Annotated in this window: 16 protein-coding genes and 1 pseudogene; 15 read left to right on the top strand and 2 right to left on the bottom strand. The window is 51.5% G+C overall.

The window, feature by feature from the left end; genetic code table 11:
• Nucleotides 1-26 precede the first annotated feature (26 nt).
• On the top strand, nt 27-1,052 hold the full coding sequence (locus tag E0E20_RS03025) for a LacI family DNA-binding transcriptional regulator (protein ID WP_130836608.1): 1,026 nt from the start codon (nt 27-29) through the stop codon (nt 1,050-1,052).
• A 30-nt stretch (nt 1,053-1,082) separates the two neighbouring features.
• On the opposite strand, the gene E0E20_RS14730 is transcribed toward E0E20_RS03025, so the two are convergent.
• The gene (locus tag E0E20_RS14730) at nt 1,083-1,310 is read right to left on the bottom strand and encodes a hypothetical protein (protein ID WP_442911469.1); all 228 of its coding nucleotides are present in this window, start codon (nt 1,308-1,310) and stop codon (nt 1,083-1,085) included.
• Nucleotides 1,311-1,467: 157 nt separating this feature from the next.
• Between E0E20_RS14730 and E0E20_RS14735 the strand changes: the two are divergent.
• From E0E20_RS14735 to E0E20_RS03065, 8 genes and pseudogenes are all read left to right on the top strand, one after another.
• Nucleotides 1,468-1,527 (top strand): annotated as a pseudogene (locus tag E0E20_RS14735) (hypothetical protein); the annotation flags it as partial.
• Nucleotides 1,528-1,666: 139 nt separating this feature from the next.
• Nucleotides 1,667-2,566, top strand: a complete 900-nt coding sequence (locus tag E0E20_RS03035; RefSeq protein WP_130836610.1) for a carbohydrate ABC transporter permease — start codon at nt 1,667-1,669, stop codon at nt 2,564-2,566.
• Nucleotides 2,567-2,615: 49 nt separating this feature from the next.
• On the top strand, nt 2,616-3,389 hold the full coding sequence (locus E0E20_RS03040) for a carbohydrate ABC transporter permease (RefSeq protein ID WP_242622634.1): 774 nt from the start codon (nt 2,616-2,618) through the stop codon (nt 3,387-3,389).
• A complete protein-coding gene (locus E0E20_RS03045) occupies nt 3,389-5,350 on the top strand; it encodes a glycoside hydrolase family 31 protein (RefSeq protein ID WP_130836612.1) in 1,962 nt (653 codons plus the stop codon). Before E0E20_RS03040 ends, E0E20_RS03045 begins: the two co-directional genes overlap by 1 nt.
• Before the next feature lie 250 nt (nt 5,351-5,600).
• Complete coding sequence (locus E0E20_RS03050; protein WP_130836613.1) at nt 5,601-6,365, top strand: L-2-amino-thiazoline-4-carboxylic acid hydrolase; 765 nt, start codon at nt 5,601-5,603, stop codon at nt 6,363-6,365.
• Nucleotides 6,362-7,123 (top strand): class I SAM-dependent methyltransferase, encoded by a 762-nt coding sequence (locus tag E0E20_RS03055; protein WP_130836614.1) that lies wholly within the window; start codon nt 6,362-6,364, stop codon nt 7,121-7,123. The genes E0E20_RS03050 and E0E20_RS03055 overlap by 4 nt, the downstream gene beginning before the upstream one ends.
• Nucleotides 7,124-7,142: 19 nt before the next feature.
• Nucleotides 7,143-8,018 (top strand): MBL fold metallo-hydrolase, encoded by an 876-nt coding sequence (locus tag E0E20_RS03060; RefSeq protein WP_130836615.1) that lies wholly within the window; start codon nt 7,143-7,145, stop codon nt 8,016-8,018.
• Nucleotides 8,019-8,149: 131 nt separating this feature from the next.
• Nucleotides 8,150-8,503: a hypothetical protein gene (locus E0E20_RS03065; protein WP_130836616.1), complete on the top strand. Its 354-nt coding sequence runs from the start codon at nt 8,150-8,152 to the stop codon at nt 8,501-8,503.
• Nucleotide 8,504: 1 nt separating this feature from the next.
• Here E0E20_RS03065 and E0E20_RS03070 read toward each other — a convergent pair whose 3' ends face one another.
• On the bottom strand, nt 8,505-9,890 hold the full coding sequence (locus tag E0E20_RS03070; RefSeq protein WP_130836617.1) for an ATP-binding protein: 1,386 nt from the start codon (nt 9,888-9,890) through the stop codon (nt 8,505-8,507).
• 311 nt (nt 9,891-10,201) lie between these two features.
• Between E0E20_RS03070 and E0E20_RS03075 the strand changes: the two genes are divergently transcribed.
• From E0E20_RS03075 to E0E20_RS03100, 6 genes are all read left to right on the top strand, one after another.
• A complete protein-coding gene (locus tag E0E20_RS03075) occupies nt 10,202-10,747 on the top strand; it encodes a CAP domain-containing protein (RefSeq protein WP_165443953.1) in 546 nt (181 codons plus the stop codon).
• Between the two features lie 23 nt (nt 10,748-10,770).
• Complete coding sequence (locus tag E0E20_RS03080; protein WP_130836619.1) at nt 10,771-12,825, top strand: clostripain-related cysteine peptidase; 2,055 nt, start codon at nt 10,771-10,773, stop codon at nt 12,823-12,825.
• A 138-nt stretch (nt 12,826-12,963) separates the two neighbouring features.
• Complete coding sequence (locus tag E0E20_RS03085; RefSeq protein ID WP_130836620.1) at nt 12,964-13,443, top strand: hypothetical protein; 480 nt, start codon at nt 12,964-12,966, stop codon at nt 13,441-13,443.
• A gap of 41 nt (nt 13,444-13,484) precedes the next feature.
• Complete coding sequence (locus E0E20_RS03090) at nt 13,485-14,516, top strand: glycosyltransferase (RefSeq protein WP_130836621.1); 1,032 nt, start codon at nt 13,485-13,487, stop codon at nt 14,514-14,516.
• An 86-nt stretch (nt 14,517-14,602) separates the two neighbouring features.
• Nucleotides 14,603-16,024, top strand: coding sequence for an exopolysaccharide biosynthesis polyprenyl glycosylphosphotransferase (locus tag E0E20_RS03095; protein ID WP_130836622.1), 1,422 nt, complete (start codon nt 14,603-14,605; stop codon nt 16,022-16,024).
• On the top strand, nt 16,017-17,060 hold the full coding sequence (locus tag E0E20_RS03100; RefSeq protein WP_130836623.1) for a polysaccharide biosynthesis protein: 1,044 nt from the start codon (nt 16,017-16,019) through the stop codon (nt 17,058-17,060). Before E0E20_RS03095 ends, E0E20_RS03100 begins: the two co-directional genes overlap by 8 nt.
• The last annotated feature ends 2 nt before the right edge of the window (nt 17,061-17,062 follow it).

Raw genomic sequence — 17,062 nt, forward strand, 5'->3', positions numbered from 1 at the left:
ACCGATTAAATAAGTGAGGATACAGCATGAAACGAGCCACACTGAAAGATGTTGCCGAGAGGGCGGGCGTATCGAAAGCGACAGTGTCATATATTCTGAACAATGCCGATAGGCCGATCACGGAAGAGACGAGAGCAAAAGTAAAAAAGGCAGTCGAGGAGCTCCAGTATGTTCCCGACCTCGGCGCGGCCTCGTTGACGAATAAGATGTCGAGAATGGTGGGCGTGGTGATACCGCAGACAGAGCCCGGCAGTCAGCTGATGTTTCAGAACAGCTTTTACAGCGAGATCATCAGCGCGATCGAGTATCACGCCCGAAAGATCGGATATCACATACTGATTTCCGGGACGGATGTGGATGAATCCTACCGGAAGCTCGTGTATGAAAGAAATCTGGACGCGGTGATCGCCATCGGCGTTTATCCCGACGAATTTTTCGAGCAGTTCAAAAAAATAGGGATTCCAGCCGTGCTGATTGACAGTTACTGCAAGGATGAGCATTTTCACAACATCAGGATTGACGATGAGCTCGGCGGGTATATGACCACAAAGTATATGCTGGAAAAGCATCATACAAAAATCGGCTTTTTGTCCGGGAGGATGAAAGAGGACGGCGTGATCAAGAAGCGCCATGAAGGGTATAAAAGAGCGTTGTCTGAGTGCGGGATTCCATATGACGAGGCTCTGATTTTTGAGGGGGAGGTTGACTTTGACAGCGGAGTGGAAGCGGCGGAAAAAATCGTAAGGGACGGAATACCGGTCACGGGGATTGTCACGACGGCGGATGTTTTAGCCATCGGCGCCATCAAGGGCTTTTACCGGATGGGGAAGCATGTTCCCGCTGATTACTCGGTGATCGGCTTTGATGATCTGGAAATATCCGGATATATCACGCCTGGACTGACCACAATCAGGCAGGATATTTATGGCAAAGGGAGAATGGCGGTCGAGATTTTGGCAAGAACTCTCGAGAACAGGTCTTATCCAAGGCAGGATATCGCCATGCAGTTTGAGGTGGTGGAAAGAGAAAGCGTGAGGGAGCCGGTGCGATAAATCCCGCGGCGCCTTTCGGCATGGCGATATTCATGACGGCATGGTGATATTCATGATACGACTCGATACAGGAAAAAGCAGCGAAACAATTAAAACAGGCAAAAGGGACACAGCTGTATCAATCGGGTTGAGGAAAAGTTCTGCAATCAGGGAGAGAAGACTTATTGCAGCATCCCGTTCTTTTTTACGGATTCCGGGTGGGGACTGTTTGTCGAGACGGATTGCGAGACGGCCTTTGCGTTTGACGATGACATTCAATGCAGCGTTCCGCTGAGCGCTTCGCTGCTTTTGTTTCAGGGGGACCCGGCGGATATTGTCAGGGAATTTAACCGCTATATCGGCGGGATAAAGGCGCCCCCCCAAATATGCCTTTGGTCCATGGGTCTCGGCAAATCGGTGGAATTCGCAGAGGGCTGTGGAGGAGGTCGTCAAAAATCTGGGAAAATACGATCTTCCCGCCACGGTCATGGTTCTCGAGGCGTGGAGTGATGAGGCCACATTTTATATATGGAACGGGGCGAGGTATAAAGAAAAATGGACTGCAGGCTCATTTTTTACACGGCTGCCCCGCTGCGTGGTGCCTCTTCGGGGGCACTTCGGCATTGGAGAATACTATGTCAAAGGAAAAGCAAAAAATAGTTCAGGCGATACCGTTCATGCTTCCGAGCATCGTGGGAATGATGATATTCAGTTTTTTCCCGATTCTTATGGCGACCGCGCTCAGCCTGACAGACTGGAGCGGTCTGGAAAAATTCACGATTCACACGATACCGGATCATTTTGTGGGATTTCAAAACTATATCCGGCTGCTGACGCATAAGGAGTTCTGGAATACGCTTCTGCATGTTCTGTATTATATCGTGCTGTATATTCCTCTCGGATTTATTTTTTCCATGATCATTGCGCTTATTTTGCATACGGACAAAAAGCTGACAGGCGTCATGCGAGTCCTTTTTTATGTCCCGGTTTTAACCTCATGGGTGGCGGCCAGTCTCATTTGGAAGTGGGTGCTCAGCTCGCAGTATGGGGTTATCAATTCCATCATAGGGATATTCGGGATGAAAGGGCCGGACTGGCTGACCAATCGATATTGGGCTATGCCCGGCATCGTGCTGGCTTCCGTATGGAAAGACATGGGATATTACGGGTTATACATTTTCAGAGGCCTCAGAGGAATCGATCCGACCTATTACGAGGCGGCCAAGGTGGACGGCGCAGGAAAACTGAGAACCTTGTTCAGCGTGACGATGCCCCTTTTGTCTCCGACGTTATTCTATTGCCTGATTATGTCCCTGATCAACGCCTTTCAGCTGTTCCCGCAGGTGCTGATTATGACGGAGGGAGGACCGAACGGCGCGACGCAGGTAATGGTTGAACGAATCTATACATACGCATTCAGCTATTTCAAAATGGGATATGCCGCGGCATACTCGTGGCTGCTGTTTGTGATCATACGGATATTGACTCTGGCCCAGCTTAAAATGCAGAAAGTGTGGGTGCATTATGAATCGTAAGACACAGAAGGCAGTTTATAATATCTTATTTTACATAGGGGCAGCCGCATTGACGGTTATCGTCACCATTCCTCTGTACTGGATGATTTCGACCTCGCTGAAATCAAAGGGAGCCCTGATGGCTCTTCCCATCCAATGGATTCCCGAGCATCCCTCGCTTAATTCGTATAAGAAAGTGTTTACCCTGTTCCCTTTTGCCAGAGCCATCGCGAACAGCGCGTTCATTACCGTCATGTATGTTGCGATCACCGTGCTGTCCGCGTCTATGGCGGCGTTTGCGATCGCCAAAATCAGATTCCGGGGAGCAAAGCTGATCTTTGCATTATATTTGACCTCGATGATGATCCCGGTTCAGATAACGCTTATCCCGATGTTCATCATTATGAACAGGCTTTCGCTGATCAATACCTATACAAGCGTCATTTCTCCGCCTGTTTTCAAAGCGTTTGCAGTATTTTTGCTTGTGCAGAATATGAGGGCGCTGCCGGATGATTACATGGAGGCCGGCAGGATCGACGGTGCGGGGCTGTTTCAAATCTATAAGGATATTATCATGCCGATGATGCTTCCTGCGCTGGCGACGCTTTCCATTACTACGTTTATGGAAGCATGGAATGATTATTTATGGCCGCTTGTCATGCTGTCCGACAAAAATAAAATGACGCTCACTTTGGCGTTAAATACGCTGAACGGACAGTATGATACGGAGTATAATGTTCTGATGGCAGGCAGTCTGATGTCTATGCTGCCCATCATTATGATATATATCGCCGCACAGACGCAGATGAAGCGGGGAATCACAGTAGGAGGAGTGAAAGGATAATGATCAGAAAATACCGTATTGGGAATCCGATAGAGACAGACTCTGTCGTCGCCGATCTGCCTGTCGAGGACGGGCCGGTTCCTTATTATGAAAAAGTAAACGGAAAGAACGAAATGGTTCTTCCGATGGATAAAAAGGACAGAGTATACGGTCTTGGTGAAACCGTACGGGGAATGAACAAAAGGGGCTTCATTTATACAAGCAACTGCTCGGATGATCCCGTTCATACAGAGGATAAACGGTCCCTGTACGCGGCGCAGAACTTTTTTGTCTTATGGGGAAAGGACAGAGGCTTCGGAATGTATGTGGATACTCCGGGGCAGGTATCCTTTGATATCGGATATACGGCAAAGGATTTCTTTTCCATATGCTTTGAGGATTTCGATGCGTATCTATATGTCATCGAGGGCAGAAGCATACTGGACATTGTAAAACAATTCAGGGCGATCATCGGGAAAAGCTATGTTCCTCCCCTGTGGGCTTTCGGCTTCGGGCAGAGCAGGTGGAGCTACATGAATGAGCAGCAGGTCCGGGAGGTCGTCGATCAGTATGAAAAAGCGGATATCCCGATAGACAGCGTTTACTTGGACATTGATTATATGGACGGCTACAAGGATTTTTCCGTAAGCGAGGAGAGATTCCCTGATTTTGAAGCGTTTGTAAAGGAGATGGCGGAGAAGAATATCCATCTTGTTCCGATTATCGACGCCGGAGTAAAAATTGAAAAGGGCTACGATATTTACGAGGAGGGCATAGCGGGCGATTATTTCTGCAAAAAAGAAAACGGGGAGAATCTGGTCGCGGCCGTCTGGCCGGGCAAGGTTCATTTTCCGGATTTTCTGAATGAAAAGGCCAGACGATGGTTCGGGGATAAGTACAAGCTTCTTTTAGACTGCGGAATAGACGGCTTCTGGAACGATATGAACGAGCCGGCCGTTTTTTACACGGAGGATCACCTGCATGAGGTGTTTGAACAGATCAGGGAGCTTGAGGGAAAAAATCTGGATATCCGGTCCTTTTTCAGGCTGCAGGATATGGTGACCAGCCTTGCGAACAACGAGGCGGACTATAAACGCTTTTATCATGACTACAAGGGCGCAAGATACCGGCATGACAAGGTTCATAATATATTCGGCTACAACATGACGAGAGCGGCGGGAGAGGCGTTTGAGAGGCTGTCCCCTGATAAGAGAATACTGATGTTTTCCCGCTCCTCCTATATCGGGATGCATCGTTATGGCGGCGTATGGTGCGGCGATAATAAGTCGTGGTGGAGCCATCTGCTCCTGAATATCCAGCAGATGCCCGCGCTGAATATGTGCGGATTTCTGTACAGCGGCGCGGATGTGGGAGGCTTTGGAGCGGATGTCACGGAAGACCTGCTGATGCGATGGACGGAATTCGGGATTTTCACCCCTCTTTTCCGGAATCATTCTGCGGAGGGCACACGGAGACAGGAGCTCTACCGGTTTACGGATACGGAGAGCTTCCGGAACATCGTGAGGCTCAGATACTCGCTGATTCCGTATCTCTATTCGGAGTTTATGAAAGCCGTAAGCAATGACGACATGCTGTTTAAGCCGCTGTGCTTTGCCTATCCGGAGGACGATATGGCGTATGAGACGGAGGATCAGCTGCTTGTCGGCGAGAGCCTTATGATAGCGCCTGTCTATAAACAGAATGCCGGCGGAAGATATGTGTATGTTCCGGAGGAGATGAAGCTGTGCCGGTTCAGGAGCTATGACGACTATGATACGGAAATTGTGGAAAAGGGACATCATTACATTGCCGCGGCGTTAAACGAGGTTCTGGTGTTTATCAGAAAGGGACATGCTCTTCCCATGGCGGTTCCGGCGGGCAGAACCGGTCGGATTGATTATTCCGCTCTTCGGTATGAATGCTTTGACTGCGGGAGCGATGCGTACAGCCTGTTTGCGGACGACGGGATTTCCCGGTTATAAATCAGCATAAGAAAGCCACTGTGGCCGCTTCCGGTACGGAACGATGTCCGCAATACTTTTTGAATGCGGCAATAAACTGTTGTTAGCTAAGACAAACCGTGTTATTCTGAAGCATATAGAGACGCTTCACGATAAGGATGCGGCAATATGGGAGCATGGAGAAAGCATCTCTGTGCTCCTTTTTGCGTGGACAGGGCGCGAGAGCGGATAAGAGAGCTCATCGCTGTCAGGTGCGGAGGTGCGCAGACAAATGCTGAGCGAAAAAGAGAAGCAAAGGATCACAAAGAAGTATCAGAGGATGATGGAGCCTGCGTGCCGGAATGCGCTTGCAAAGCGGTATGGAGCGGATAAGGCTGATTTCTACTGGCATAAGACAAAGCAGACGTACAGCCGCATTTTGAGCGAAGCACCGGATATCGGCGGGGCGGCCAACAGGATGAGCCATAACCTGTATCAGGCCGCATGGATGCTTGCTCTCTATGAGGTGATGGAACGAAAGCTCAGCGAAGAGGAAATCAATGCCCTCATGCACGGCGTGATGGATAAGCATTTGAATCTGCTGCGAAAGCTCCCGGGCCGGTTTCTGATCAGCAGAAAGCTCTCGCGGAAGCTGTTTATCAGGCGTCTGGAACGCTACCAGATAAAACTGAAGCCCCATCTTCATAAGGACTGGCATAACACATGGGGGATGGAAGTATACCGCGATACAGGCGAGGGGATTCATTTCGGACTTCGAGGCTGTCCGATCTGCGATTACTGCAGGGAGCATGATATGATGGCAATTCTGCCGTATCTCTGCAACATGGATCATTGGCTGATACAGGCGATGCATCTGTATCTGATCCGTCCGACGACCTGCTCGAACGGGGATGCGGTGTGCGATTACATGATCGTTGCGGACAATAGTCCCTTGGCAGGGACAAATCCCGTCGCGGAGATGGACAACGGACTGCTGCTGACGAAAGAGGACAGAACGCATGTGATTTCAGGAATACGGAGGAGGCCGGCAAAGTGAAAGCGGATTATAAAAACTGGATGCCGAAAGGGATGATTTTGATTGTCGCGGCGGCCGCAGCATTGGCGGCTGTGACCGGCATATGGGTTTCATACGTTCCCGCACGGATCGCGGCAGGTATTCTATGTATTGTTTTTTCGGCTGTACTGCTGTGGATGATTGCCATGTACAGAGCATTTGATTACCGGGGAAAAAGGCAGATGTCCCGTCAGATCATTGAGGGGATTGCGGAATATGTCAACGTGCCTGCCGGCGGAGCCTTGCTGGATGTCGGATGCGGGAGCGGTGCGCTGACAATCGCCTGTGCAAAGAGAAATCCGGCTGCGGTGATCACGGGGCTTGACCGCTGGGGAAAGGACTATGCTTCTTTCAGCCGGGAGCTCTGTGAGAGAAATGCAGAGGCGGAAAGCGTGACAAATACCCGCTTTGTGCAAGGGGATGCCGTCTCGCTGAACTTCCCGGATGAAAGCTTTGATGCCGTCGCCAGCAATTATGTGTATCACAATATTCCCTCAAAAAACCGGCAGGAGCTTCTTCTGGAGGCGCTGCGCATATTGAAGAAAGGCGGTACCTTTGCCATTCATGACATTTTCTCGAAGTCAAAATATGGCGATATGGATGCCTTTGTGGAGAAGCTGAAAGATATGGGCTGCAGCGAAGTGCGGTTGATCCCGACGACGGACGGGCTGTTTATGACCCACTCGGAGTCGCGGTGGATGGGACTTGGCGGCTCGGCTCTTCTGCTCGGGAGAAAATAAGAAAGGGGGGGAAGAGGCCATGTCAAAGAAAGCGACGGAGTTCCAGAGAAAAGCGATGTCCCGCAGCTACCGGGGAAAAGGAATTTTCAAGCCCCTGAATACGGGATGGATCGACGGCCGTGTCTGCACGGTCCGGGAGTGGGTCGCAAATATTTTCTTTTACAGGAAAGGCGGTCAGCTGCTGATGATCGACGCCGGGTACAATTATGACCGGCTGGAAGAAAAGATGGGCTGGCTTGATCTGAAGCCATCCATGGTTCATGAGATCCTGATCACTCATCAGGACACCGACCATGTCGGTGCAGTGGAGCGCGACAGCCCGGGCTTGTTTCGCGGCGCAGCGCTGTATATCGGCGAGACGGAGAACCGATATCTGACAGGGGAAGAGAAGCGCCGGGTTCTGTTTCATCTGTACACGCTTCCTCCGGTTGTCATCGACAACCGCAAGAGCCTTTTGAAAGATGGAGATATATTTCGCATCGGAGACATCAAGGCGGAAGCGATTCTGTGCCCGGGGCACACCAAAGGCCATATGGTTTACCTTGTGGATGACAGCTATCTTTTTACCGGAGATGCGTTATGGCTTGGCGCCGATGGAGGATATGGCTTTATTAATGGGCTGGCCGATGATATAGAGGAACAGAGCCGCTCATTATTCAAGCTGCGGTCTATTCTGCGTTCCCGCAATTTACGGCCGGTCATATGCACAGGCCATACAGGCTGGACGGACGACTTCGATTTTGCCTTTCGCCATATCGACAAGGCCTGCAGCGTATGGAAGAGAAAGCAGAAGCCGATCGATCCGACAGCTCCCTTTGACGGTTACGATGAATCGGACGATACAGAGGAAAAAGCGAGAACCATACGTCTTCCCAAAGCGTATGAAGCCGGGTGAAGCCTATGGCGCGCCGCCGGGCGGCGTACTTCTTTCCGGAGTCGGGTGAGGAGAGGCAAAAAGGTACGTATATGAAAATGCCGAGACAGGATATTCAGAGTGGATCAGAATCCGTAATCAGGCTTGAGGGAATGAGCAGCAAGCAGATAGAGGAAATTTCCCGTCAGGTTGCGGACGCTTTTTATGAATACAGATATAACGAAGAAGATACCGGCCTGATCGGCTTCCTCCCCACAAGAGAGGCCGTGTTTACCTATATCCATGCGATCGTGCAGGCTGCGTATAAGGGCGGCGTTCTCTATGCCGCGTCGGATCATCATGAGGGATATCTCATACTGTCCGGAGAGGGGGCCGGCGGCAGAATCGGCTTTTTTGATGGAATGAGGATGATCTTTGCAGAGAAGAAAGCGCTCGGCGGGTTCAGGAACATGAAAAAGTTCATCCGCGCCTGCTTCAGCGATGGCGGAACGATTGAAACATATTGAATCAGTCTTGATACATTTCCCGCAGTGAAATTAACTTGATTCTGGCATCTTCTGATTCGTCAGCATCATATCCGCTTCGGGAAAAGAAGCCATAACGATACGCTTTTAATCCGCTATGATTCACCTGCTCGATTTCCTTTTTAATGATCTGCTCTGTAATAGGCTTTGTTCTGAATTTTGCTTCATAGAAGAAGTATCCGTTTTTGTCTTCCGTGACTACATCGAATTCCCCGTTCTTTCGTTCTTTTGGCAAATCATAGTAGTATTTGCCGATCCTCTCAAACGATTCTTCTATGGTTCCCATTTTATTCTGCCGGATCAGATATTGCCTGCAGATGATCTCAAACCGGTTTGGTACATATCTGGATTCAAAATCTTCTGAGATATATCTGTCATAAAAAATATCCGGGTTCATAATACTTCTTTGAGAGGCGAAACGAAAAATATAACGGAAGAAGAACAGTGAGAGATTATCACTGATATGGTAACTGGTTTTCTTCCTGTTATTTTCGTCATTGATCGGCGTTTCTTTGACGACGACCTCCATATGTACAAGCCGTTTCAGTACATCGGCAAGAGCAGGTCCGCTGGATACGTGCGACTGGTCAAGAATGTCTTTGTACTTGGAATATCCTTTTGCAAGAGTCTCGAACACTTCGTTCGCATTTTCGATTTTGCCTATTTCTGTCTGCAGATAATTTGTAACCTCATCTTCAAACCGCGATCCCGGCTCTACGATCAGATTCATCATATTCTCACGTACGCTCAGCGAATCATCGATCTGTCTGTTGTAATATGGGATACCGCCAAAGACGCTGAATATGCGAACCTTATCCTCTGGAGAATAGCGCGGATAAAATTTCTGTGTATCAAAGTAGTCCATTGATTTTAGTTCAATGGCAGTCATTCTTCCGTATAGCGGATTTTCTTTTTCAATCATAGAACGCATGATATCTACAAATGAACCGCAGATAATCAGCTTCATTTTTGAAGTATCTTTATATTGATCGATCAGCACCTGAAAGATGCTGTCCAGCCCCTCTGTCTTTGCCCGAAGATAGGGATATTCATCGATCACAAGAATAAATGGGTCGATTTGCGATTTCTGAAAAAGAAAATGCAGAGTATCCTCCATGGTTGCGAAACCGAGCGGCGGCATATTCATTTTTTCAGAAATAATGGATAAAAGGCTTACAATATTGTTCTTCTCGGAAGTCTGTTTGCACTCATAATAAATTCCCATAAGATCTGAATCACGCAATGCCTGTTTGATTAATTCACTTTTGCCTATTCTTCGGCGGCCATAAATTATGAAAGCATCAAATGCATTCTTTTTGAATGCCTTGGATAATTTGGTAAGCTCCTGCGTACGTCCAATAAATTTCATTTTAGTCAATCCTTTCTGACTCAATGAGCTCTGACTAAAGCATACGCTTAGTCCTGCAAAAATGCAAGTTGAGTCAGCCATGGGAACGCTTCGGGAATCATCCGTTTGGCGGATGCCGCCGGGCGCAACGCGATTTTATACTGTATAATGAAGTAGCGTATGTTATAGCCCGCTGCGAGGGGAAACGGATCTGATCTGCGGCGGCTATGAGGGGCATGCAGGCATGACGCTGACCTGCTGCCTGCATGTGAATCAATCGGCATGGCTGCGGCCGGAAAGGTGAAGAGATGAAAACGGCGGGAAAGAGGAGAATGCTTATCATCAGCATCCTTGCGGCGATGTTGATTTTCTTTGCCGCGCTGATCATATGGAATGTGGCCCATGGGAGCGCGGGCCGGGCCGACGATGAGGCGGCCCGCCGGAAAAAGACCAAGACGCCGGGCGCGGTGACGATGGATTCCGGCGCCCTCACCGGCGCCGTCTGGCAGAGCGATGCGTATTACGGCGCCGGAACGGCGGCGCTGACGCTGGTCAATGAGCAGCGGGCTGCGGCGGGACTATCACAGCTTGCATGGAGTGATCCGCTCGCGCAGTGCGGACTGGTGCGCTCGGCGGAGCTGCCGGCGGCATTCTCTCACACACGGCCGGACGGAACAGACTGGTATACGGTGAACAGCGATCTCATGTACGGGGAAAATCTGGCCATGGGATACAACAGTGCGGCGGAGGTCGTCGCGGCGTGGATGGCTTCGCCCACCCATCGGGACAATATCCTCACGCCCGGCTTCAAGACCTGCGGAATCGGCGTAATAGAGATCGGAGGGGTCTGGTACTGGTCGCAGGAATTCGGATATTGAACGCCCGGGAGAAAAATGTGGATATGAGAAAAGCGCAAATGACGGATATACCGGGGATCGTAATGTTTCTGCTGATGATGAGTCTGCTGCTGTCCTCCTGCGGGAGGAGCGCAGGCTCTTTGCATGAAGCGCCGGGGGCGCCGTCTGCCGATGCGGCGGTTTCTTCGGACGGCACAGCGGGGGCGCCCTCCTTTACGCTGCTGGTGTATATGATCGGGTCGGATCTCGAGTCGGAATACGGAGCAGCCTCCGAGGATCTCATGGAGATGCTTGCGGCCCCGGCTCCTGACTTGGGTGCGAATGCGGCCGAGGAGACAGGGGAAGATGAGGGAGGACTGCATATTCTGATTCAGACCGGTGGCGCAAAAAAGTGGCTGTCGCAGGGAATCGCCCCCGAGGTGCAGCGCTATCAGGTCAGAGACGGAAAGCTGGAGCTGCTCGAAACGGTCGGAGACCGGAGCATGGCGGATGCGGAAACGCTCTCGGACTTTATCACATTTTCCAGAGAGAAATATCCCGCGGAGCGCTATGGGATCATACTCTGGAATCACGGCTGCGGCACACTGAACGGCTACGGCTACGATGAGCGGTATCCGCAGGAGATGCTCTCTCTTTCGGCGCTTCGTCAGGCGTTTTCAGACGGCGGCGTGCATTTTGATTTTATCGGCTTTGACGCCTGCCTCATGGGGACGCTGGAGACAGCCATGGCGGTTTCACCCTATGCGGACTATCTGATCGCCTCGGAGGAGACGGAGCCCGGAACGGGATGGAGCTATACCGGTATTCTTGAGGCTCTGCGGGAGAATACGGGGATGGAGACAGAAGCGCTCGGACGGAGGATCGTGAATGATTTTGTCCGCGGAGAGGATGTCAGCATCTGGGACGGGAATACGCTCTCCGTGATCCGGCTGGCGAAGATACCGGCGCTCTGCGGCATGCTCTCGGACTATCTGCAGGAGGCGGCCGGGGATCTGGACGGGGGTTATCCGGCCTACTCGCATGCGAGGGGAACGATCCGGGGCTTCGGAGAGGGAAAGTTTGAGCAGATCGATCTGATCGGCTGCCTTGAACAGATGCCGGGTGAGCCGGAGAAACGGGATGCCGTGATCGAGGCGGTAAAGAGCGCGGTTGTGTACAGCGATGCGCTGGAGGAGGGGATTCACGGTCTGGCATTCTATTTTCCCTATGAACAGCCGGAGCGCTTTGAAGAGCTGACGGGAATGCTGAGAGGGCTGGGCTTTGAAGAAAGCTATTTTGACTTCTACACGCGCTTTCTCAATTCCATGCTTGTAGGACAGGCGGCGGCAGGCGGGGGCAGCGCCTTGGGCGCGGATAGCCCCGCGCAGGCGTTCCGGACGGCGGACTGGTATGATCCGGAGGCCGCAGCGGCGGTCGAGGAAGAGGCGCTTCTTGACGCCGCGGTTCTGCGCATCACGAAAAAGGACGCCGACTACGCTCTTGACCTGCCGGACCGGCAATGGGAATACATCAATGACATCCGCATGGACTGCTATCTCGACAATGGGCAGGGGCTGATCGATATGGGGACGGATGTGCGGTATCATATTGATTACGACGGAGATATCGTGTTCGATTACGACGGGAGGTGGCTGGCGCTGAACGGCCTGAACGTTCCGTTCTATTTTGAATACGAAAGGAGCGAAAGCGAGGGAGGACACTGGTATCAGTACGGCTACGTGCCGGCGATGCTCGGGGAAGAGCATATTCTGATCATGCTCTGCTGGGACGAGGATCACCCGGACGGAACGGTGGCCGGGTACCGAAAGAGCGGCGAGGATATGCCGGAGGTTCCGTCCAAGGGACTCCGTACGTTCAAGGAGGGAGACGAGCTTCGCTTCTACTATTATTTCATTGATTATGAAAACAGCGCTTATCAGGCGTATTACATCAATGACGAGCCGCTGATCTACGACGGGCTGCTTGAGGTTTCCTACGAGCCGGTCACGGAGCAGGAAGCGACGTGCTATCAGGGACTTGCGGGATATCAGGTTCAGTTTGAGCTGACGGATATTTATCGGAACCGGTATGATACGGAGTCGCTGTGGATGGGATTCTGATAAAGCGAAGCAGGCGGGACAGTTCAGCCGCACAGGAGAAGTCTGGCTGATAGCAAGAGTCAGATTCATAAAATGCGGCTGAAATATGATATAATGCTGCAAGTATTGAGTGAAATCCCGGCTTGTGGAGATGAAGCTATGATTGTATTGGAATTAGTCTTGTACTGCCTTTTATTTACCATAATGGTGAGATATGCTGTGAGAGGCGGAGCGATTGATGTGCTGTATTTTTATCCGAAGACGGTGCAGGATCGGGCCATTGCAATAGGCCTGACCACAAAAGAAGCGATGCGGCGCAAACAGAAGATCTTCATGACGGAATTCTGCATTGTTATGCTGGCTGCGCTGGTGCTTATCATCGGTGTGCGGCACAGAGCATCAGATTTCAAAACAGCGTATCTGCTGGCATTGTTGTTTTTAGAGGTGATGAACTGGTATGATGGCATCGTAATTGACAAACTGTGGGTAGGGCACAGCAGGTTCTGGATACTGGCAGGCTGCGAAGAACTGCCGTTTGTTCAGACTTGGAAGCAGGTGTTGAAAAAGCGAGGCTTTCTTACCTTGATTTGGGCTGCCGGTGCAGCAATTGTCGCAGGAATCGTCGTGCTGGTTTTTTAGCATATCGCGGGAATAAAATTGCGGGACAGAGGGGCGGAGCAATGCAGCGGGTCGGCGTAGTGGTTCTTAATTTCAACAATTATGAGGAGACAATCCGCTGCACGGACAGTCTTCTTGCGCAGAGAGGGATTGTGCTGTCCCTCGTCATCGTGGACAACGGCTCGGCCAATGATTCCTGCGGCCGCCTGCGGGAGCGCTATGAAATGCCGGCCGCCCGGGAAGCGCGGACGGATGAAGAAAAGCAGCCTTGTCATGAAATTCCGGCGGAGCACAGGGCGGCTGTCACGCTGATTCATTCCCCGGAGAATCTGGGCTTTGCCGGCGGAATGAACCTTGGAATCGACGAGCTGCGCGGACGCAGAAGACGCACAGATACGGAAATTCGTCAGCTCCGTCTTCCGGAGACGGTACTTCGGGAGAGCGGGGAGCCGGCGGATTTTATTTTTCTGGCCAATTCGGATCTTGTCTTTTCCGATCCGTATATTCTGCAGCAGATGGTGCGCGCATGGGAGCCGGGGGTCGGCGTCGTCAATCCGATGGTGGTGAACACGGACGGCTCGCCGGCGCTGCGCGTGCATTTCAGGGCAAAGTACCTCTGCCTCCGGATGCTGAAGACGTATTTTCCTGTACTGGAAACACTTCGGAGCAGGCGGAGGAGAACGGCGGAAAAGGAGGCCGGAAAAGAGGCCGGAAGAAGCCGGATCGAGCGGGGAGAATATACGGTCGTCGGCTGCGGCTATATGTATGGCCCGGACTTCTTCCGCCATTATGACCGCATGTACCCGGAGACCTTTCTTTACGGGGAGGAATACGCCACGATCCTGTATCTTCATAAGGCAGGTCTTTGCACGATGCTGGCGGAGACCGCGCCGATCATACACCGGCACGGCGCGTCGACGCCCGCTGATCTTCACAGCGACCCGGCATTCCGGGAGAAAATGAGGCGGCGCGGGCATAATGTGCTCGTCCGTCTCATGCTGCGGAGCGAGCAGTCGATACAGAAAAAATACGGCAGCGTATCGCGGAAAGAAAGTGGCGGCGAACGGTGGGAGAGCAGCGGGGAGTGGCGGTGAGTTCCTCGGAGAATAAAAGCGGAATCAGACTTCACGGCGGATTTGTTCTGTCAATTTCAGGACAAAAAAGGTATAGTAATAGAGATATGAAACGGAGAGCCGGACTGGAGGGAAAATATATATATCGTCGGATCTGCTATCTGATCCTTTCCGCGCTGGCTGCTGTCGGCTTTTTTGCGGTATGGTTTTCGTTTGTTGAAGAGAATAACCAGACGGGACATCTTACCGGGACTGGCAACCTTGCAATGGCGGTGGGAATTTACATTGCAACGTATCTCTATATCGGACGCGGACTGAATGCGTTCCGGATCGGGGTGGAAAGAAAGACGAATTTGTTGGCATCGCAGGTGATGACGCTGTTCTGTGTCGATGTTCTGGAGCTGTTCGTCTCGATGGCTATTACCGGTCAGTTCCGTTTTTTTAATGAATTTCTCATTAGATATCTTCCGCTCTGGCTGCTGCAGTCGTTCGTGCTGTGTATTTTGATTCTCCCCATGGTGAACCTCTATCGAAAGCTCTTTCCTCCGCTTCAGGTACTGGAGATCATCGGCGATCATCCAAACAAGCTTTTCGGAAAAATGAACAACCGGCCGGATAAGTATCATATTGCAAGGACGATCAGCTTTCATGAAGAGGAGGCGGAGTTCCGCCGGGAATTTGAGCGGTACGATGCGGTTCTGATCAATGATATCCCGTCGTCGGCAAGAAACCGGCTTCTCAAGCTCTGCTTTGATATGGACAAACGGGTATATTTTACGCCCAAGATATCGGACATCATCGTGAAGAGCTCGGAGGAGCTCAACCTGTTTGATACGCCCCTGTATCTTTGCCGGAACCGGGGAATGGGCATCATACATGCAGGGATCAAGAGACTGTCGGATATCGTGTTGTCCGGGCTGGCGCTGATTGTTCTGAGTCCCGTCATGCTTGTTGTCGCTGCGGCGATATATTTTGAGGACAAAGGCCCTGTATTCTTCCGGCAGCAGAGACAGACGGCCGGGGGCAGGGAGTTTTCGATCATCAAGTTTCGTTCCATGGTTGTGGATGCGGACAAGAGCGGGGGTGTTCGTCCTGCAGGAGCAGAGGACGACCGCATCACGCGCGTGGGTCGCGTGATCCGTCCGGTACGTCTCGATGAGCTGCCGCAGCTTATCAATATTTTCCGGGGAGAGATGAGTCTTGTCGGTCCGCGTCCGGAAGCGCTTCCCATGATGGAGCAGTATACCAGAAGCATCCCGGAGTTCAGCTATCGTCTCAAGGTCAAGGGCGGGCTGACGGGGTATGCGCAGGTGTATGGAAAGTACAATACGCTGCCGCTTGATAAGATTAAAATGGATCTGTTCTACATCATGAATTATTCTGTTCTGCTCGATGTACAGATCATGTTTGAGACGCTCCGCATTCTGTTCCAGAAAGAGAGTACAGAGGGCTTTGCCTCGCAGCAGACGGCAGCAGGTGCGGAAGCCGGCAGAGCGAATGACGAAAGGGAGACGGACGGGAATGAGTGAATTCAGAGGGAAAACACTTCTGATTACGGGAGGAACCGGAAGCTTCGGTCACTGTGTTCTGAAACGCTTTCTTTCCGGAGATATCGGTGAAATTCGGATCTTTTCAAGAGATGAGAAGAAGCAGGACGATATGCGGCATGAGCTGCAGGCAAATTATCCGGATTATTACGGGAAAGTCAGGTTCTATATCGGCGACGTCCGGAATATGCAGAGCCTGCGAGACTGCATGACCGGGGTCGATTATGTTTTTCATGCGGCGGCTCTGAAGGAGGTGCCGAGCTGTGAGTTCTTTCCGATGGAGGCGGTCCGGACGAACATTGAGGGCACGGACAATATGATCCACGCTGCGGTCGAGAACGGGGTCAGGCATGTGGTCTGTCTCTCTACGGATAAGGCGGCATATCCGATTAACGCCATGGGAATTTCCAAGGCGATGATGGAGCATGTGGTTTATGCAAACGCACGGATGGCAGCGCTGAAAGGCACCATACTGAGCTGTACCCGTTACGGTAATGTAATGTGCAGCCGGGGCAGCGTGATTCCTCTGTTTATAGAGCAGATCCGAAACGGGCATCCGATTACCATCACTGACCCGAACATGACGCGGTTTATGATGAATCTGGATGAAGCGGTTGAGCTTGTGCTGTTTGCATTCCGGCACGGCAATCCGGGTGATCTGTTCATTCAGAAAGCAGATGCCAGCAGCATCGGAGATCTGGCCTGTGCAGTGCAGAGGCTTTTCGGTGATACCGGTACCCGCGTCATTGGCTCCCGGCACGGCGAGAAGCTTTATGAAACGCTGATGACGAGGGAGGAAAGGCTTCGGGCCGAGGACATGGGCGGCTATTATCGCGTCTGTGCAGACGGCCGGGATCTCAATTACGACAAATTTTATGTCGACGGAGATGTGCAGACAGCGGCGGAGGAGGCATATACCAGCCATAATACAACGCGGCTGGACGTGGATGGGACGGTGCAGAAGCTCCTTACCGCGGAGTATGTTACGGAGCAGCTGAAACGGATGAAGAGTATCTGATT

Source organism: Lachnoclostridium sp. Marseille-P6806 (assembly GCF_900625025.1).
In the GTDB taxonomy this organism is placed as follows: Bacteria; Bacillota; Clostridia; order Lachnospirales; family Lachnospiraceae; genus CAG-791.